The 18,527-nt window shown below is 69.3% G+C and carries 20 protein-coding genes; 10 read left to right on the top strand and 10 right to left on the bottom strand.

The window, feature by feature from the left end; translation table 11 throughout:
- Positions 1–11 precede the first annotated feature (11 nt).
- The 4 genes from ACFY12_RS02350 to ACFY12_RS02365 form a co-directional block, all read right to left on the bottom strand.
- Positions 12–1,109 carry a PDZ domain-containing protein gene (locus ACFY12_RS02350; protein ID WP_390713805.1) on the bottom strand — a complete coding sequence of 366 codons (1,098 nt, stop codon included), beginning with the start codon at positions 1,107–1,109 and terminating at the stop codon, positions 12–14.
- Between the two features lie 175 nt (positions 1,110–1,284).
- Complete coding sequence (locus tag ACFY12_RS02355) at positions 1,285–1,476, bottom strand: hypothetical protein (protein WP_390713806.1); 192 nt, start codon at positions 1,474–1,476, stop codon at positions 1,285–1,287.
- A gap of 306 nt (positions 1,477–1,782) precedes the next feature.
- A complete protein-coding gene (locus ACFY12_RS02360; protein WP_390713807.1) occupies positions 1,783–2,262 on the bottom strand; it encodes a molybdenum cofactor biosynthesis protein MoaE in 480 nt (159 codons plus the stop codon).
- 188 nt (positions 2,263–2,450) lie between these two features.
- Entirely contained in the window at positions 2,451–3,602 is a 1,152-nt protein-coding gene (locus ACFY12_RS02365) for an SDR family oxidoreductase (RefSeq protein ID WP_390713808.1), read from the bottom strand.
- 191 nt (positions 3,603–3,793) lie between these two features.
- Between ACFY12_RS02365 and ACFY12_RS02370 the strand changes: the two genes are divergently transcribed.
- Together ACFY12_RS02370 and ACFY12_RS02375 are read left to right on the top strand one after the other, a co-directional pair.
- Positions 3,794–5,293 carry a zinc-dependent metalloprotease gene (locus ACFY12_RS02370; RefSeq protein WP_390713809.1) on the top strand — a complete coding sequence of 500 codons (1,500 nt, stop codon included), beginning with the start codon at positions 3,794–3,796 and terminating at the stop codon, positions 5,291–5,293.
- Complete coding sequence (locus tag ACFY12_RS02375) at positions 5,290–5,820, top strand: NUDIX hydrolase (protein WP_390713810.1); 531 nt, start codon at positions 5,290–5,292, stop codon at positions 5,818–5,820. Before ACFY12_RS02370 ends, ACFY12_RS02375 begins: the two co-directional genes overlap by 4 nt.
- 318 nt (positions 5,821–6,138) lie before the next feature.
- Here ACFY12_RS02375 and ACFY12_RS02380 read toward each other — a convergent pair whose 3' ends face one another.
- A complete protein-coding gene (locus tag ACFY12_RS02380) occupies positions 6,139–6,765 on the bottom strand; it encodes a M48 family metallopeptidase (RefSeq protein ID WP_390713811.1) in 627 nt (208 codons plus the stop codon).
- Positions 6,766–6,967: 202 nt separating this feature from the next.
- Between ACFY12_RS02380 and ACFY12_RS02385 the strand changes: the two genes are divergently transcribed.
- Both ACFY12_RS02385 and ACFY12_RS02390 read left to right on the top strand, forming a co-directional pair.
- Positions 6,968–8,104: a TOMM precursor leader peptide-binding protein gene (locus ACFY12_RS02385; RefSeq protein WP_390714351.1), complete on the top strand. Its 1,137-nt coding sequence runs from the start codon at positions 6,968–6,970 to the stop codon at positions 8,102–8,104.
- Positions 8,105–8,138: 34 nt separating this feature from the next.
- Entirely contained in the window at positions 8,139–9,590 is a 1,452-nt protein-coding gene (locus tag ACFY12_RS02390; RefSeq protein WP_390713812.1) for an ABC1 kinase family protein, read from the top strand.
- A 38-nt stretch (positions 9,591–9,628) separates the two neighbouring features.
- Here the strand turns inward: ACFY12_RS02390 and ACFY12_RS02395 are convergent, their stop codons facing one another.
- From ACFY12_RS02395 to ACFY12_RS02415, 5 genes are all read right to left on the bottom strand, one after another.
- Positions 9,629–9,826, bottom strand: coding sequence for a hypothetical protein (locus ACFY12_RS02395; RefSeq protein ID WP_390713813.1), 198 nt, complete (start codon positions 9,824–9,826; stop codon positions 9,629–9,631).
- Between the two features lie 107 nt (positions 9,827–9,933).
- Complete coding sequence (locus ACFY12_RS02400; RefSeq protein ID WP_066926510.1) at positions 9,934–10,251, bottom strand: hypothetical protein; 318 nt, start codon at positions 10,249–10,251, stop codon at positions 9,934–9,936.
- Positions 10,248–10,601, bottom strand: a complete 354-nt coding sequence (locus ACFY12_RS02405; protein WP_390713814.1) for a WhiB family transcriptional regulator — start codon at positions 10,599–10,601, stop codon at positions 10,248–10,250. Before ACFY12_RS02405 ends, ACFY12_RS02400 begins: the two co-directional genes overlap by 4 nt.
- 116 nt (positions 10,602–10,717) lie before the next feature.
- Positions 10,718–11,044 (bottom strand): hypothetical protein, encoded by a 327-nt coding sequence (locus ACFY12_RS02410; RefSeq protein ID WP_390713815.1) that lies wholly within the window; start codon positions 11,042–11,044, stop codon positions 10,718–10,720.
- Between the two features lie 145 nt (positions 11,045–11,189).
- Positions 11,190–13,418 carry an ATP-dependent DNA helicase UvrD2 gene (locus ACFY12_RS02415; protein WP_390713816.1) on the bottom strand — a complete coding sequence of 743 codons (2,229 nt, stop codon included), beginning with the start codon at positions 13,416–13,418 and terminating at the stop codon, positions 11,190–11,192.
- Positions 13,419–14,242: 824 nt separating this feature from the next.
- On the opposite strand from ACFY12_RS02415, the gene ACFY12_RS02420 reads away from it, so the two are divergent.
- The 6 genes from ACFY12_RS02420 (at position 14,243) to ACFY12_RS02445 (ending at position 17,689) form a co-directional block, all read left to right on the top strand.
- Positions 14,243–14,500, top strand: coding sequence for a mycoredoxin (locus ACFY12_RS02420; RefSeq protein ID WP_390713817.1), 258 nt, complete (start codon positions 14,243–14,245; stop codon positions 14,498–14,500).
- Positions 14,501–14,949: 449 nt separating this feature from the next.
- A complete protein-coding gene (locus ACFY12_RS02425) occupies positions 14,950–15,159 on the top strand; it encodes a hypothetical protein (RefSeq protein WP_390713818.1) in 210 nt (69 codons plus the stop codon).
- The gene (locus ACFY12_RS02430) at positions 15,143–15,655 is read left to right on the top strand and encodes a DUF6879 family protein (protein ID WP_390713819.1); all 513 of its coding nucleotides are present in this window, start codon (positions 15,143–15,145) and stop codon (positions 15,653–15,655) included. Before ACFY12_RS02425 ends, ACFY12_RS02430 begins: the two co-directional genes overlap by 17 nt.
- Entirely contained in the window at positions 15,652–16,491 is an 840-nt protein-coding gene (locus tag ACFY12_RS02435) for a helix-turn-helix domain-containing protein (RefSeq protein ID WP_390713820.1), read from the top strand. The genes ACFY12_RS02430 and ACFY12_RS02435 overlap by 4 nt, the downstream gene beginning before the upstream one ends.
- 86 nt (positions 16,492–16,577) lie before the next feature.
- Positions 16,578–16,763, top strand: a complete 186-nt coding sequence (locus ACFY12_RS02440) for a hypothetical protein (protein WP_390713821.1) — start codon at positions 16,578–16,580, stop codon at positions 16,761–16,763.
- A gap of 716 nt (positions 16,764–17,479) precedes the next feature.
- The gene (locus ACFY12_RS02445; protein WP_390713822.1) at positions 17,480–17,689 is read left to right on the top strand and encodes a DUF397 domain-containing protein; all 210 of its coding nucleotides are present in this window, start codon (positions 17,480–17,482) and stop codon (positions 17,687–17,689) included.
- The last annotated feature ends 838 nt before the right edge of the window (positions 17,690–18,527 follow it).

Here is an 18,527-nt window from a genome sequence, read left to right on the forward strand (position 1 = left end):
CCGGACCGGCCCTACGTCCGGCCTGCCGGGCCACAGCTCGGCAGGCCGTCGAGGTCGCCGCCGCGGATCTTCTCCAGTGCCTTGACGGCGTCGCCTATGGTGTCCACCTTGACCAGCCGGAGCCCCTCCGGGGTGTTCCTGGCGGCGGTGGCGCAGTTGGCCTTGGGGGTCAGGAAGAACTCTGCGCCCTGCTCGCGCGCGGCGATGGTCTTCATCGAGATGCCACCGATCGGGCCGACCTTCCCCGCATCGTCGATCGTGCCCGTACCGGCGACGAACTTCCCGCCGGTCATATCGCCGGGCGTGAGCTTGTCCATGATGCCGAGCGCGAACATCAGCCCGGCGCTCGGGCCGCCCACATCGGCCAGCTTGATGTCGATGGGGAACGGGAAGACGTGGTCCACGCGGGCCTGGATGCCCACTACGGCCCGGCCGTCGTCCGCCTTCTGCGTCGGGACCGTGACCTGCCGCGTGCCGGTTTCGGGCTTCCCGCCCTGCTTCTCCACCGCGGCCGCCTGCTTGGCCGGGATGATCGTGAAGACGGCCTTCTCGCCGGGCTTGTGCTTGGTGACGAGCTTGGCGACGTCCCCGGCCTGCTTGATCTCCGTACCGTCCACGGCCTTGATCACATCGCCGGCGTGCAGCAGCCCGTCGGCCGGCTTGTCCTTGACGACGGAGCCGACGACGGTCTGGATGGCGACCGGCTTGTGCAGCTCCCGGAGCGCGGCGACCTTGGCGCTCTCCTGGGACTGGCTGAACTCCTCCGCGTTCTGCTGGTCGGCCTGCTCGGCGGTCTGCCCCTCGGGGTAGAGCGTCTTGTGCGGGACCACGGCGCTGTCGGGGTCGAGCCAGCCGTAGACCGCCTCCAGGAGGTTCATCCGGTAGTCGGGGCCGGTGACCCGGACCGTGGTCATGTTGAGGTGACCGGTCGTCGGGTACGTCTTCTCCCGCGAGATCTGCAGCACCGGCTCGCCGCCATGGTCACCGAGCGTGTTGACCGTCGGCCCGGGGGACATCTCCGAGTACGGTACGGGGATCAGCAACCCCGCGATGATCAGCACGATGAACATCAGGGTCGAGGCGAGCAGCGTCGCGGTGCGGCGTGGCATGGAACGACAGTACGGGACGGGTATGACAACCGGCCCGCGGGGCCGTCCGTACGGGACCGGACCGCGCGCGGTGCCCGGCGCGGACGCACCGCAGGGGTGCGAACGTCGTGTACGGGTACGCGCCACCGCGTACGGATGGGGTCCGCCCTGCTCCTTGAGAGCTTGGGGGAGGGCGTCAGGCAGGGTCGGACGCGGTCGGGGCGGGGTCGGAAACGGAGTGCTGCTTCTCCATCGCGTCACGGAACCGGGCATAGCCCGCGAGTTCCGCGACGTCCCCGGTCTTACGGTGCCTCAGGGCCCAGCTGCTCCACACTGCGGCGACCAGCCCGGCGCCAACCGGAATCAGCAACCAGAGGAGCGCGCCCATCAGCTACCTCCCAACCCCTAGCACAACCACAATCGACGAATAAGCAGATTAACCATCTGCCAGCTCAACGCTCACGCCAGGGGGCGGGTTACGCAACCGGAACCCCGGGCACCGGTATGGCGGGACGCCGAGCGCTACGCGGATTACTCCACCCGGGTCACAGATTTCCTACCCACGGTCGACGGCCCCCACCCGAACTCCGTCCTCAGAAGAGCGCTCCACCCCCAGAAGGCCCCGCCCCCGGAAGACAGCGCTACGCGCCGACCCGCCCTCCCGTCGCCCGACCTCCACCCCCAGAAGACAGCGCTAGGCGCCGACCCATTCCTGGGTTCCGTCCGAGAACGTCTGGTGCTTCCAGATCGGCACCTCGTGCTTGAGGTCGTCGATCATCTTGCGGCAGGCATCGAAGGCCTCACCCCGGTGCGGGCAGGACACCGCGACGACGACGGCCAGATCACCGATCCGCAGATCGCCCACCCTGTGGACCGCGGCCAGTGCCCGGACAGGGTAGGCGGCGACCACCTTCTCGGCGACCCGGCGCATCTCCGCCTCGGCGGTCGGGTGGGCCGAGTAGCCCAGGGCCTCGACGTCGGCACCGTTGTCATGGGAGCGGACCGTGCCGACGAACAGGGCCGTACCGCCGGCCGCCGTGTCCCCCACCGCCGCGAACACCTCGTCCACGGACAGCGCGGTGTCGCGGATCTCCACGAGCCGTACAGGGTCCGCCGCGGCCTGCTCACCGGGGTGATCGCAGGCGGGCTTCGAAGGAGAGGCGGTGCCAGACATGGCCCCATCGTGCCGTAAACCGGCGCGGCGCGGAATGACCGGATCTGCCGGTCGTCCCGGCAGCCGTATGGAGACTCCTCCAGCCCCGCACAGATCAGAACCCGTACAGCCCGTACAGATCAGACCCCGCAGAGACCGCATACAGAACAGGCCCCGCAGAGACCCGTACAGATCCGGCCCCGTAGAGATCAGATGCGCCGGCGGGCCTTACGGGCGCGCCGTACCAGGGCGGCGGTTCCCAGCAGGGCGACGGTGGCACCGGCGGCGCCCGCGGCGGTGGCGTCCTTGCGGCCCAGCCGGCGGCCGGCGACGGTGTGCCGTCCGGCGACCTCCTCCAGGAGTTCGGCGAGGACCTCCTCGTTCGTCCACCGGGGCCGCCAGCCCGCGTCGTGCAGCCGGCTGCCGCTGACCACCCAGGGGTGCATGGTGTAGGCGAGGTCCCCGGCGGGCGACGGCGTCAGGCCGATGCGGTGGAGGCGGGCGGCGGCGCCCAGCGCCACCGAGGACGGCAGCTCCATGCGGCGGATACCGGACAGCTCCTCGACCTCCTCCTGCTCCAGCCAGCCGTCGCAGCCCACCGCCAGCTCACCGTCGACCTTCTCCAGCGCCGCGTACTCCAGGGCGCTGACCAGGTCCTCGACGTGGCAGAACTGCCAGGCGGGCCGGGACCCGGCGACGACCAGGAGGCGCGGCGACTCGAAGTAGCGGGTCAGCGCGGTGTCGGTGCCGCCCACCAGGACCGTGGGGCGCAGCACGGTGACATTGAGCCCCGGGTGTGCGCGGGGCGCGCGGCGCGCCAGGTGTTCGATCTCCAGAAGATCGCCGACTCCGGTGGCGTCCGCGGTGGCCCGCAGCTCGGCGTCCTCCGCCAGCGGAACGTCGTTGTCGGGCAGCGCTCCGTAGACCATGGCGGAGGTGCACAGCACCACCCGGTGGACGCCGGCAGCCGCGGCGGCTGTGAGCACGGTCTGGGTGCCGCGCACGTTGTAGGCGGTGCGCGCGGTGGCGTCGGTCTCCAGGTCGAGGTCGAGCGCCAGGTGGACGACGACGTCGGCACCGCGCAGCTTGTCGGCGATGGCGGGGTCGCGGACGTCCAGGACGTGCCACCGCGCCCCGTCGACATCGCCGCGCCGCTCGTCGATGGCCACCACCGCCCTGACCTCGTCGGACGCGACCAGGGCACGGGTGAGCAGCGCACCGACCCCGGAAGCGGCTCCGGTGACGGCGACGACGGGCTGGCGCAGCGGCCGGCCGCCGGCGCCGGACGCGGGGGCGTCTGCCTGCTCGGTCTGGGCCGCAGCGTTTCGCGCTGCGCGAACGGTCGGATCTGGGGAACTCACCGGGCGTCTCCAGCGGTTGTCTTCAGTGCGGGCGTTGCTGACGCGTCCGCACCAGGTGGCATCCATCCTGCCCCAGCCACCGGGACAGCGAAGCACCGAGCCCCCATGCGGTTCGGGTGTCTACGCTGGAGGTGATGTCGGGCAGCCGCCGTCGGCCACCTGGCCGGCGGCCCTACGAGCCGAGGAAACCCGTGAGTGACACCCCATTTGGATTCGGCCTTCCGCCGGAGGAGCCGGAGGACGGCGACAACGGCAAGAAGAAGGACGGCCAGGGAGGTAGCCAGGGCCCCGCGAACCCCTTCGGGTTCGGCGGCGGGAGCGGCGGCGCGGACAACCCGTTCGCGGCGCTCTTCGGCGGCATGGGCGGCCCCGGCGGCGAGATGAACCCTGGCGACCTGGGAGCCGCGTTCCAGAAGCTCGGCCAGATGCTCTCGTACGAGGGCGGTCCGGTGAACTGGGACATGGCCAAGGACATCGCGCGGCAGACCGTCGCGCAGGGCGCCCAGGACGGCAGCAAGGACGTGAGCCTGTCACCGGGCGAGCGGTCGGCCGTCGAGGAGGCCGTGCGGCTGGCGGACCTGTGGCTGGACGGTGTGACGTCGCTGCCGTCGGGCTCCGGCTCGGTGGTGGCCTGGAGCCGCGCCGAGTGGGTCGAGGAGACCCTGCCGGTGTGGAAGGACCTGGTCAATCCGCTCGCCGAGCGGGTCGGGGCGGCCATGGGTGAGGTGCTGCCCGGAGAGATGCAGGCCATGGCGGGCCCGCTCCTCGGGATGATGCGCTCCATGGGAGGCGCGATGTTCGGCTCCCAGATCGGCCAGGCACTGGGCGTTCTGGCGAGCGAGGTCGTCGGTTCGACGGACATCGGGCTGCCGCTGGGCCCGGCCGGGAAGGCCGCGCTGCTGCCGGGGAACATCGCCGCCTTCGGTGCGGGCCTGGGCGTGCCGGAGGAGGAGGTGCGGCTGTACCTGGCCCTGCGTGAGGCCGCCCATCAGCGGCTGTTCGCGCATGTGCCGTGGCTGCGCTCGCATCTCTTCGGTGCCGTCGAGGGCTATGCGCGCGGCATCAAGGTCGACACGACCAAGCTGGAGGACGTGGTCGGCCAGATCGACCCGCAGCATCCGGAGGAGCTGCAGAACGCGCTGCAGCAGGGCATGTTCCAGCCCGAGGACACCCCGGAGCAGAAGGCCGCGCTGGCCCGCCTGGAGACCGCGCTGGCGCTCGTCGAGGGCTGGGTGGACGCGGTGGTGCACGCCGCCGCCGCACCGCATCTGCCGTCGGCGGACAAGCTGCGCGAAACGCTGCGCCGGCGCCGGGCGAGCGGTGGCCCGGCCGAGCAGACGTTCTCCACGCTGATCGGTCTGCAGCTGCGTCCGCGCCGGCTCCGGGACGCCTCGCGGCTGTGGGCGTCGCTGACGGACGCCCGGGGTCTGGACGGCCGGGACGGTCTGTGGGAGCACCCGGACATGCTGCCGACGGCGGCCGATCTGGACGACCCGGACGGCTTCGTGCACCGTGAGCAGCTGGACTTCTCCGAGCTCGACAAGATGCTCGGCGAGGCCGCGAGCGGCGGCACGCCGGACCTGGGCAAGCCTGCCCGGGAGGCCGAGGGCCCCGAGGAGACGCCCGGCGGGAACGGCGGGAACAGCGGGAACGGTGGCAGCAGCGGGAACAAGAGCGACGGCGACCGGTGAGTCTGCACGCGGACGCGGCGCGGGTATTGGAGAAGTGGCCCGCGCCGTCGCCTGATCAGGAGCGGCTGCGGCTGGCGTACCTGGACCACCTCGCCGCCCACCGGGACGGCATGTGGAAGCCCTGCAAGGACGGGCACCTCACGGCGAGCGCGCTGGTGATCGACCCGGTCGGCGGCCGGGTGCTGCTCACCCTGCACCGCAAGCTGGAGATGTGGCTGCAGATGGGCGGCCACTGCGAGCCGGAGGACGCCACGCTGGCGGACGCGGCGCTGCGTGAGGCGCGCGAGGAGTCGGGCATCGCCCGGGGCCTGACGCTGCTGCCGGGCGGCCCGGTGCGGCTGGACCGCCATCGCACACCGTGTGCGGTGCATCTGGACGTCCAGTACGCGGCCCTGGCGCCCGACGGGGCAGTGGCCGCGATCAGCGACGAGTCGCTGGACCTGCGCTGGTTCGCGTACGACGAGGTGCCCGGCGTCGCCGACGCCTCGGTGGCGCGCCTGGTGGAGGCCTCCCGCGCGCTCCTGTAGACGGCTAGACGGCATCGGAACGCTGAGCGCGCGTGGTGTCCGGCGCCCGTGCCCTTGGGCGGGGCGGGCGCCGGACTGCCGTCCGCGGCGGGTCAGTTGGTTCCGCGGCGGGTCGGTTGGTGAAGGTGTCGCCCTGGTTCATGCCCCGCGGGCCCTGCCGGCCCCTGCCGAACCGGGCGGCCGGGCCGGAGGCGATGTCCGCGTTCTGCGGCGGCAGCGCGTGGGAAGCCCTGGGCCGCCCAGGCCAACCGCCGGTGCCGGCAACGGGCGAGGGCGGGGAGGCCCCGGAGTGAGTGCGCCGGCCGGCCGGCTCCGCGCCTATTCGCGGCGGGCGGCCGGCACATGGGGCAACCGGTCGGCCGCGACCACTCCCTCGAGGTAGCCGCGGGCCCGCTCCGTCCGGGGGTAGGACTCCAGCAGACGCCAGAACCGGGGGCCGTGGCCGGGGACGAGCAGATGGGCGAGCTCGTGCAGCAGAACGTAGTCGAGCACATAGTCCGGCATGCCCTGGAGGCGGTGCGAGAGCCGGATGCTGCCCTCGGCGGGGGTGCACGACCCCCAGCGGGTGTTCTGGTTGGTGACCCAGCGCACCGACGCGGGCCGGGCGCGGCCGTCGAGGAACTGGTCCGACAGCCGTTCGGCGCGCTCGGCCAGCTCACGGTCGCCGAGCATCCGCTTGCTCTCCTGGGCGGCGAGCTTGTCGAGCATGACGGTGACCCAGCGCTCCTCCTCGGCCTCGGACATACGGGCCGGGATGAGGACGACGGTGCGGTCGCCCTCGCGGTACGCGGAGACCGTACGGCGCCGCCGTGAACTGCGGCGCACCTCGACCGCACTCGTCCCCGAGCTGCGGGCCTTGGGGCTCGGAGCGGCCCGGCGCGCGGGGTCGGCGGCGCGGCGCGGGGGTGTCTCCTCTGATCCGTGGAGGGGCGGGTCGGCGGGCACGCGCCCGACGTTACCCGCTGGGCCTCCGGGAAGTCCCGCCCCGCGGACGGTTCGCCCCCGAACCACTCCATCCACTCCACCGCACACCCCGTTCGTATGACTAATGCCGTGCCTGCCTGTGGATAACTTCGGGCCCTGCGCGCCGCAGGCGGCATGCTGGGGGCCGGACGACGAAGAACGGGGGCGGATGGAAATGCATCCGATGCTCAAGCCCGCGCTGCGGCGCGGCTGGCGGGACAGGGAAACGGTGCGGTTCGGGGTGGCGCCGGCCCATGCGAGGGTCGTCGGCCCGGTCGACACCGCGACCGGCAGCTTCCTCACACTGCTCGACGGCACCCGCACCATGCGGCAACTCATCGCGGAGGCCGCCGTGCTGGACCTGCCGCCCGAGCACGTCCGGGGTGTGGTGGAACGGCTCGGCGCGGCCGGACTGCTGGAAGCGCCCACCGCGGCCGGCCCGGCGGCCGCCGCCTTACCGGCGGACCAGCCCGCCTTCGAGCGGCTGCGCCCCGACCTGGCATCCCTGTCGGTGCGGCACCGCGAACCCGCCGGAGCCCTGGAGCGGATGGCGGCACGCCGGGCGGTCCGGACCAAGGTCAAAGGAGCCGGCCGGGTGGGGGCGGCGATCGCGGCGCTGCTCTCGGCCTCCGGCCTGGGCCGGGTGGAGGTCGTCGACGGGGGCACGGTCGCGCCGGCGGACATCCTGCCCGGCGGGCTGGACGCCGAGCGGATCGGCGAGCGCCGCGCCACGGCCGCCGAGCGGCTGGTCCGCCGGTCCTCCCCCTGGAGCCGCCGGCCACGGCCACGGGTCCCGGTCAGCGAATCCGGTGAGCCCGGACTGTCCCTGATGGTGCTGGCCCCGAGGGACGGACTCGCCGTGTACGCGCCCGACCCCGTGCTCTCCGAGCCGCTGCTGACCGCGGGGATCCCGCACCTGTACGCGGGCGTGATCGAGGGCACGGGCGTGGTGGGTCCGCTGGTGCTGCCCGGCGGTTCGGCGTGCGCACGCTGCGACGAACTGCGCCGTACGGACGCGGAGCCGGCCTGGCCTCGGCTGCTGGCACAGTGGCGCTCGGGGCGCGCGGCACCGCCGGTGCCGGCGTGTGATGCCGCGCTGGCCACGGCGGTCGCGGGGCTCGCCGCGGCCCAGGCGCTGGCGTTCCTCGACGGCGAACTCCCGCCGTGCACAGGGGCGCGGATGGAGCTGCCGTTGCCGTGTGGGAGTGTGCGCACGGTACGGATCGAACCCCATCCGGAGTGCGGCTGCGGTGCCGCCGCTTCGCGGAGTACGGCAGGCACCTCGGATCCTCGGCCCGGACACGCCACAATGACGGGGTAACCCCGGCAGGGGACAGTGTGAGTTGGAGGGGCACATGTCTGATCTTCCCCGCAAGGCGGTCACCCGTACCGCCAAGCTGGCCGCGCTGCCACTGGGGTTCGCCGGCCGCGCCACCTGGGGCCTGGGCAAGCGGATCGGCGGCAGATCCGCCGAGATCGTGGGCCGGGAGCTCCAACAGCGCACCGCGGAACAGCTTTTCAAGGTCCTCGGTGAGCTGAAGGGCGGAGCGATGAAGTTCGGGCAGGCGCTGTCCGTCTTCGAATCGGCCCTGCCCGAGGAGCTCGCCGGACCCTATCGCACCGCCCTGACGAAGCTTCAGGAAGCGGCACCGCCCATGCCGACGGGCACGGTGCACACCGTCCTCGCGGAGCGGCTGGGCGAGAACTGGCGGGAGCTGTTCGAGGAGTTCGAGGACAAACCGGCCGCCGCGGCCTCGATCGGACAGGTGCACCGGGCGGTCTGGCACGACGGCCGCGAGGTGGCCGTCAAGGTGCAGTACCCGGGAGCCGGGCAGGCGCTGCTGTCGGACCTGGCGCAGCTGAGCCGCTTCGCCCGGCTGCTGGGGCCGCTGATCCCCGGTATGGACATCAAACCGCTGATCAGCGAGCTGCGGGACCGCGTCTCCGAGGAACTGGACTACTCGCTGGAGGCGGCGGCCCAGCAGACGCATGCCGAGGAGTTCGCCGACGACCCCGATGTGGTGGTGCCGGCCGTGGTGCACCAGAGCGACGCGGTGCTGGTGACCGAGTGGATGGACGGGGTGCCGCTGTCCGAGGTGATCGCGGACGGCACCGACGAACAGCGGAACCGGGCCGGTCAGCTGCTGTCCCGTTTCCTCTTCTCCGGCCCCGCCCGCACCGGCCTGCTGCACGCCGACCCGCACCCGGGCAACTTCCGGCTGCTGGTCGGGGACTCCCCCGACGGACCGGCCGAGGAGTGGCGGCTGGGCGTACTGGACTTCGGCACGGTCGACCGGCTGCCCGACGGGCTGCCGCCGACGATCGGCACGTCACTGCGGATGACGCTGGACGGCGAGGCGGACGCCGTCTACCGGCTGCTGTGCGAGGAGGGTTTCGTCAAGGAGACCGTCGAGCTGGACCCGGACGCGGTGCTGCAGTACCTGCTGCCCATCATCGAGCCCGCGCAGGCCGACGAGTTCACCTTCACCCGGAGCTGGATGCGCCGGCAGGCGGCCCGGGTCGGCGATCCCCGCTCGCCCGCGTACCAACTGGGCAAGCAGCTCAATCTGCCGCCCGCCTATCTGCTGATCCACCGTGTGACCTTGAGCACGATCGGTGTGCTCTGCCAGCTGGGCGCGACGGTGCGGCTCCGCGACGAGCTCGACACCTGGCTGCCCGGCTTCGTACCCGGGAAGGAACCGTCCGGCCCCGGCGTCACCGGTACCGGTCTGCCCGCCACCGCGGACGGCCGTACGGACACCGGCACGGACGGCCGGGAGGAGGCCGTCGGAGAGAACACCGCCTGAGCCGCGGGCCGGGCCTCACGTCCCGGTGACGCCCGGCCTCACCACCAGCTGGAATCCAGGCGTCCCTCGATGGCCCGGATGTTCTCCCGTGCGCAGTTGTCGCAGAAGTAGCGGCGCTCGCCGTTCTCCACGGAGCAGGTCCAGGTCGGCGGAGCACCCTCGGCGACCGCGCCGCAGCCGCCGCACACCATGTTCCCGTCGGCCAACTCCGCCTTTTCATGCGTCTTCTGGTCCACCAGCCGACGATATCCCCGCCGGCCACCGAAGCCGGTACAACGCACCACGGGGCCCGCCCTGTCGGACGAACCCCGTGAGGGTGCGTGTGCCGGCGTACGGCCTTTCCTTACTGCATCACGGCCATGGCCAGTGCACGCCGGGCACGCAGCGACGCGCGCTCGGCACGCCGCTGCATACGCCGCGCGGCGGCGAGCCGGTGAGCCCTCCGTTCGGACTCGGCCTCCCGCAGGCGTTCATGCATATGCGCACGTGCCAGGGCTTCTGGGATGAGTTGCATGGCGAGGTTCCTGTTCTGACGCGACTCGATCGCGTCGGCGTTCACGGGGACGGGTGTGTCGGTGAAGGTGGGGTTCATCGTGGGGTCCTGCTTCTTGGGATCCCGTGTGACGGGATGGTCGATCGTTCCTGCGCCGGTGGTGTTCATGCCGCGACCGGGTTCTTGCGCGGACGGCCACGCGGACGCTTCCGCGGCACCACAACGCCCTGGACGAAGAGCTCACCGCCCCAGACGCCCCACGGCTCACGGCGGTCCTTGGCGCCGGCCAGGCAGGCCTCACGGACCGGACAGGACTGGCACAGCGACTTGGCGTACTCGACGTCGGCCGGGGACTCGGCGAAGAAGACCTCCGGGTCGTAGGTGCGGCACGGCACAGCGGCGCCGAGGCGGTCGATCTCGTTGTCGAGCTCGGTGAGGGGCAGCAAGGAGTTCTCCTGGGGGTCGGGCGGAGGGATCAGGTCGGTTGCTACGGACGGGGTGTGCGTCTGCAGTTGCACGGTGGTGTGTTCCTCGTCTGTGTCGGCCCGCGGTGGCGGGCTGTCGGGCAAACAAAAGGGCCGCGGATCCCGGTGTGGGTTCCGCGGCCCTGGAAGGTGCCGACCTGATCTGCCGATCAGGCTGGATCTCTCCAGGGTTCGAGGCCGCGGTAGGCCCACATGTCGTGCTGCGTCTGGTACTGCTTCCGGGATTCGGCGCCATTGGCCGCCGCGAGGGCAAAGGCATTCGCCTCAGCCGCCACTGCTGCTGCCGCAGGTGCCTCGGTCGGTCGCGCCACGCGCTCACGGTGCGTCAGCACAGCGAGGGACTCGGGGTGCGCGACCGGGGATCCGGACAGGCGGCCGAAGCCGGACATACCGGTGCCACGGAGCGAGGAGCCGAGCGGGCAGGTGGCGATGACCGGACGATCGGTCATTTTGTTGGTCTCGATGAAGCTGATCACTGGTCTCGCCTCCTCTCGGCGTCTCGGTGGACCGGGAAATCCCGTTCCAGGGTGTTCAAGTACAGCACGGATCGATCGGATCTCGGAAAGTTCCGACGTCCCCGTTGCCTACGCAGGCTATGGGGATGCGCTCCGCGCGCGCAAACTATTTTTCCGACGAGTTTTCCGCGGTGCCCCCGGACCCGTCTCCCGAGGCCCCCACGAGCTCCTCACCGGCACAGATAGCCAGCACATCGCTGCCGTAGCGGTCGAACTTGCGCCGCCCCACTCCTGAGATGACGGCAAGCTCCGCTTCGGTTCCCGGAACCGCCTCGGCGATCGCCATCAGCGTCTTGTCGGTGAAGACGCAGTAGGCCGGCTGCCGTACACGCGCCGCCTGCTCGGCCCGCCACGCACAGAGCCGCTCGTACAGCGCCTCGTCGAGCTCCGAGGGGCAGTCCTCACACCGCATCAGCTTCATCTCGCCCGCGTCCGTCAGGGTCCTGCCACAGACCCGGCAGCGCGCCGGGGTGCGGTGCCGGGGCCGCCGCACGACCGCCGCCGCCCCCGCGCCGCGCTCGACTCCCCCTGAGACCGTTCCCGGCGTACGGCGCCCGGCCGCCGCGCCCGTACCGGGCCGCAGGCCCCTCAGGAAGCGGCTGGCGGTGCGCGAGGCCCGCCCGCCGGGAGACCGCGACAGCGACCAGGACAGCGCCAGATGCCGCCGCGCCCGGGTCACCCCGACATACAGCAGCCGCCGCTCCTCCTCGATCTGCTCATCGGTCCTGGCGTAGGTGATCGGCACCATGCCCTCCGTGAGACCCACCAGGAAGACGGCATCCCACTCCAGGCCCTTGGCGGCGTGCAGGGAGGCGAGCGTCACCCCCTCCACCGTCGGGGCGTGCTGGGCACTGGCCCGCTCGTCCAGCTCGGCGACCAGGTCGGCGAGGGTGGCCTGCGGCCGGGCCCGGGCGAAGTCCTCCGCGAGCCGTACCAGGGCGGCCAGCGACTCCCAGCGGTCCCGCACCGCCCCCGAGCCGGCGGGCGGCTCACCGGTCCATCCCATGTCGCTGAGCACCGCCCGCACCTCGGACGGCAGGTCCATGGCGTCGTCCAGCAGCGCGTCATTGGCACCGAAGCGGGCGGCGCCGCGCAGCTTGATGCCGGCCTCCCGCACCTCGGGCCGCTCGAAGAACCGCTCGGCACCGCGCAGCTGGTACGGCACGCCGGCGTCGGCCAGCGCCTGCTCGTACACCTCGGACTGGGCGTTCACCCGGAACAGCACCGCGATCTCGCCGGCCGGCACACCGGAGGCGATCAGATCCCGGATGCGGCGGGCGGTGCCCTCGGCCTCGGCCGGCTCGTCCGTGTACTCGGCGTAGACCGGCTCCGGGCCGGCCGCGCGCTGCGAGACCAGTTCCAGGCGGTAATCCGCGGCACGCCCCCTGGCCTGGGAGAGCAGCCCGTTGGCGAGGTGCACGACCTGCGGACTGGAGCGGTAGTCGCGGACGAGTTTGACCACCGTCGCGTTCGGGTGGCGGGTGCGGAAGGTGAGGAGGTGATCGGGGGTGGCGCCGGTGAAGCTGTAGATCGTCTGGCCGGCATCCCCCACCACGCACAGATTGTCCCGGTCGCCCAGCCACAGCTCCAGCAGCCGCTGCTGGAGCGGGCTGACGTCCTGGTACTCGTCCACGACGAAGTGCTGGTACTGGGCGCGGACCTGCTCGGCGATGTCATGCCGGTCCTGCAGCACACCGACAGTGAGCAGCAGCACATCCTCGAAGTCGATGGTCCCCCGGTCGCGCTTGAGCTGCTCGTACGCGGCGTAGAGCTGCCCCACCTCGGCCGGATCACGGGGCGCCTCGCGGCCGGCCTTGCGGACGGCGGCCGGATAGTCGGCCGGCACCGTCTGCGTCACCTTGGACCACTCGATCTCCGACGTCAGGTCGCGCAGCTCATTGCGGTCGAGCCGGATCCGGCAGCGCGCGGCGGCCTCGGACACCACCTGAATCTTGCGTTCCAGCAGCCGCGGCATCTCACCGCCGACGGCCTTGGGCCAGAAGAACTGAAGCTGTCGCAGCGCAGCGGAGTGGAACGTCCGCGCCTGGACCCCGCCCGCGCCGAGCTGCCGCAGCCGGCCGCGCATCTCCCCCGCCGCGCGGGCCGTGAAGGTGACGGCCAGCACACTCGCCGGCTGCAGGACGCCGGCCCGGACCCCGTACGCGATGCGGTGCGTGATCGCCCGCGTCTTGCCCGTACCGGCACCGGCCAGCACACACACCGGACCGTGCAGCGTCGTCGCCACCTCGCGCTGCTCGGGGTCGAGCCCGTCGAGCACCCCGTCGGCCGAATCCGGCACCGGCGGGAAGAGCGAGGAGTGCGTTGCTGCTGTCACCCCGCCATGCTGCCAGGTCCCCAGAGACCCACACGCATCCCGTCCACATCTCCCGCCCCCGGTCATACGCATCACACCCTCTGTGGATAACCGGCTACGCGCGGCGGCGGAGGATGCTTTGCTGAATCCACGCCGAAAAGGCCGCTGGGCCGGGCCTCGGGGCGGGGTGGCGGCGGAGCCGGGGCCCCGGCTTGGTGCCCCGGCCGGTCCCCGGTTGGTGCCCCAGGCCTGGGGTCCCTGCCTGGGGTCCCGAGGCACTGGGCCTGAGGCGCTAGGCCTGAGGCGTTAGGGGGTGGATGACGGCTGCTGGGGCGGCGCGGGGTGGGTTGGCTACAGAGAAGCGTGGTCGGGGAGCGTGGTTGGGGGTGGTGGGGGCGGGAGGGGGCGGGGGTGGGGCCCCCGAAGGAGAGGGGAGGAAGCAGTGCGGAGGGGAAGGAACAGTGCGGGAAGAGAGCGGTGCGGAGGTGCGGAGGAGGGAGGGCTGCGGAGGAGGGAGCGGCGCGGAGGGAAGGAAGGGTGCGGGTGGAGGAGCGGTGCGGAGGAGGGAGGGCCGCGGAGGAGGGAGCGGCGCAGAGGGAAGGAGGGGCGCGGGGGAAGGATCAGGTGCTGCCTTGCCCATGGGCGGTACAGGGGGGAAGAGAAGGTGGGGGTTGATGAACCTTTTGCGAGGTTTTTCGGGGAATTTCTGGGGTGTGAGAATTTCTGGAGTGTGAGGCGCTCCCCTCGTGCGGTGGGAATTGCTGAGGCCCGATGTGCGTTGTGTTGCTTGGCCGCACCGAGAGTGGGCGGTATTCGATCAAGACTGAGCTAAGGAGCACGGGCGCATGGCGGGCACTGTGACGATGTACAGCACGACCTGGTGCGGTTACTGCCGTCGGCTGAAGAGCCAGATGGACCGTGAGGGCATCGCGTACACCGAGATCAACATCGAGCAGGACCCGGAGTCCGCGGCGTTCGTGGAGAAGGCGAACGGCGGCAACCAGACGGTGCCGACGGTCTTGGTAATTTCTTCCGCTGGTACTGAGTCGGTCATGACGAACCCGAGCCTTGCCCAGGTCCAGCAGGCGCTCTCGGTAGCGTGATCCCCCTCCTTATACATACGGACAGGCCCCCGCTTCGGCGGGGGCCTTCTGCTGTCTGGGGCAAGGGGTGGCGAGGCTTCCGTACCTTGGCCGGAGGCGGAGGCGGGTTGGAACAAGGCTAGAGGGCGTACCCACAGCCGGTCGTGAGGCGGTTCGGCACGCTCCAGGCGCCGTACAGGCTCCACGCGCCGTAGCAGATGGGCCCTTGACCATCTGCATTGGCACGCCAGCCAGGATCGGGCTTTGGACCGGGATCGCCAGTAGACCGGCTTCGCGCTCGTCAGCGCCCCGGCCGTGCCGCAGAGCCGCACACAGCGCTCGCAGGCTCATGGACCAAGATCCTTAGTCAAAGACGTGCATACCCGCGTCCATGCATGGACGCTCGGCGGTGAGGCTCGTACCGTCATGGTCAACACGCCAACTATGGCTTCAGACCAGGGGGTTTCAGCATGGCGCGCGAGGAACTTACCCGGCTTACCGGCAGCGGCAACGGGGGACCCTGCGGAGAGAAGGACTGCCCGAACGTGTACCGGACGAGCAGCGGCTCGTTCATCGTGCAGGGCGACATGTCCGACGCCTTCACCCCGCCCACAGGGGAAGGGCTCGTAGAGATCCCGGAAGCAATACTCAGGGAGGCATTCCGTGCTCTTGGCTGGTGACGAGTGGAACGCCTGCTTCGACTCCATGGAAAGCGAAGCGTGGCGACTCGAAACCCTGCCCGTCTATACCATGCCTCAGGAAGCCGAGAAGCTGTCGCGGTTCCTGGCAGGCGAGAAATCACCCGACGACTACACGTCAGGTTGGATGGATGAACTTCGCCAATGGGGAAACGAAGGGAAGAACGTTGGCAGGGTTCACATTGTGACCCGGCCCCTCTCCGCCTACCTGAGGTTCGAGTTCGAATATTACTACCGGCATCACGTCAAGGCTGGCGAGAACATTCGAATCCTCGACGTGACTGACCGGAGCAACCCTCTCGAAGGTGTCCAGGATTTTTGGTCCTTCGATAAGTCCAAAGTGGTTCTGATGAACTACCGTCCGGACGGCACGCAGATCAGCCGGGAACTGTACGGCGGTGACGTTAAGCCGTTCCTGGAGTATCAGCGAATCGCCATTTCAGAATCGGTGCCGTTCTTGGAGTACATCCAAGAGTGACAATAGATCCCGAGCAGCTCAGCGAGTCAGGTCTAGAGCTGGCCGCGATGCTGAAAGAAGAACGAAAGCGGGCCGGTCTCACTGGAGACCGGCTCGCTCGGCGTATGAATGTCTCTCAGTCCACGGTGTCCAGGATTGAGAATGGGAAAGTGCGTCCAACCCTGGTGGACGTGGAGCGGTACCTGAGAGGCATCGACTCTTCTCCGGACACCACGGCGCGAGTGATGGAACTTGCCAGGGTTGCTAACACTGAATGGCAAGGAATTCGGTCTCTGCGCCAGAAGGGCCTGGAGAAGAAGCAACTGGAACTATCAGCCCTCGAATCCTCCTGTACGGAATTCCGGTACTTTCTGCTATCGATGATTACTAGCCTGATCTCAACCCCGGAATATATCCGGGCGAGTCTCGCGCACTCGCCCGTGAACACAGAGCAGGTCATAGCCAAGAAGCTGGAACGACAAAGGGTTCTTTACGAAACCTCGAAGTCGTTCACCTTCATTCTGACCGAACAGGCCGTGACATGGCCGCTAGTTTCACCGCCCGCGATGGGCGTGCAGATCGATCACCTTGCCGCGTTGACTCGCCTTCCGAATGTGAGGCTCGGAGTCATCCCCCGGGCAGGAGTGAAGCCAATGGCACCTATGGACACATTCACCGTGTATGACGACACTCTCGCCACTGTGGAGACCACGGCCGGAATCGTTGTCCTGCGAGACCCGAGGGATATCGAAACGCATACGGAACTGTTTTCGATCATGGAGAGCTACGCACTATTCGGCGAGGCCGCACGATCCAAGTTGCGGGAATGGTCTGCGATGGCACGTGATGATCTTTAGTCCAAGACGCGCATAAACGTAGCCTTAACCCTATCTCCGGGGGATCATGGATATCGGTTGAATCCATCCAGGGAGGTAGCGGAGCCATGACCAGCGACGTGAAAACCGTCGAAGGAACCTGGGAGTACATGACCTATGCGCCCAAAGGGCAGCGGTGCTCCGCGTGTATGAAGCCAATCGAGCGGTTTGACCTGACCCGCCGAGGTCAGATTGAACGTGTCTCCGGGCCGCCTGTGGTGATCTACCGGCACGCCGACAAGTGCCCGAAGTAGCAGCCGTGACCACCCCGGCCGCAGAGGCGAGAAAGCCGTACAGCGACTCTCCCGAGGGGTGGTGGACGGAGTACGGCGGACGGCTGGACGTGGCCTCTGGAGTCGTGTTCATCCCCCAGGGGAAGAAAGTGCCGCCGTGCCCCTTCCCGTGCTCCCAATGCCGGGCGAAGGGGCGTCAGTGAGCCACGACGGCTTAGAACACGAGATCACCGGGTGCCTCAGATGCGATGACGAGGCGCACCAACAGGCGATGGCTCAACGCGATCAGCAGCAGCGCGACGAACGCGCCCCCTCGGCCGGCCTGGTCCTCGCAGCGGCTCTTGCGCTAATAGTCGCCGTCGGACTCTGGGCGAGTGTGGTGGCGCTTCTGTCGCACATTGCGGATGCATGGAGGTAGGCCGGACTTCTGAGACTCCCGTCCCTCCCGTGACGGCGGCGGCGCTGGGCGGTAGGGGTGGGCGGAAAGCCCCCGAACGGATCAGGCCCAGAACAGGGACAGGCCGTGTCCCGTCCGAGTTGACGTGCTCGGGTTCTCGCCCCGTTCCGCCCCTTGACTGGGGTGCTGCCCCAGGCAGTGAGGGCAACCGCTTCGGACCTGGGGAAGCCGAAGCCTCCCCGCCCCGATCGCTCAGCACCACAGCAACGGCTGGCGGTCGGGGCGGGTTGCACGACGGCCGGGGACCGATTCCCCGCACGTGCAGCGAAGGGATGGGCACATGACCGCAGTTCCCGAGTTCGAGTTCCGCGCATCCAGTGTGTGCAAGTACGACCCGAACGACCGTAGGTGTGTCGAGGTCGCGACGAACGTTCCCGGCAGGGTGGCAGTCCGCAGCACCGTGACAGGTCACGCGGTCGAGTTCACGGCCGCTGAGTGGATCGACTTCCTCAACGGTGCCAAGCTGGGGGAGTTCGACCTCTCGGCGTAGGGAGATCCATGTACCGGTGCCCGCATTGCAGCGGCAGCGCGGAGCCTGATCCGGAGCACTCCGGGGTGGTGCGCTGCATGTCGTGCTGGCGCGTGTGGTTGACCTCAGAGCGGCGGCCGTGCCCAGGGCAACGAAACCTCCTGGCTCCTGGGTTGCGGATTCTGGAGGAATTCCGGGACCTGAACCGCTGAACAAACAAGGAACGCCCCTGCCGGAAGTGGCAGGGGCGTTCTTTTGATTCGTTTCAGGCGCTCGGCAGCTATAACTATCTGTAATCGCTCAGTCGGATTATGTTGCCAGACCCGTACAGGGTCGGGAACCCTATGACGCCTCGGTCCTTCTATTTGTGCGATCGGAGGCACCCCCCTCCCTATGCTCGTTCGTTCAATCAAAAAATTTTTGTTCGCATCAAGAAGTCGCGAGAATGTAAATTCAATGCGAAAACGTTTTGAATTTCATGAACAAATAATCGAAATCGTTGCACTTGATCAAACTTCTTCTCGCTCTCGCCCACCTGCTGCTTGCCTCTGTCGCTTGACGACGCGATGACTGCAGCGTCTTGTTGGGGTTGCCGCAATTACCGTCGCGAATCGCGACAGCAATCACATCCACGCCGTGCGTGTCTCGCGAGTTTCAGTCACCGGCGATGCGTGTCCGATATGCCGCAGCAATAGCGGCTCCGGCCTCGCGCTGAAATCGTTCGTCGTACGCGCGCTCAATCTCCGGAGGCAAGTCATTATCCATGGGGTTGTAATTCCACATGGGGTGGCGTTCTCCAATGTCAGCGTGGCATCGTCCGCTTCCATCTCGCCAAACCTTCACGGACTTCATACGATCT

This window comes from Streptomyces sp. NPDC001339 (assembly GCF_042895955.1).
Lineage (GTDB): Bacteria > Actinomycetota > Actinomycetes > Streptomycetales > Streptomycetaceae > Streptomyces.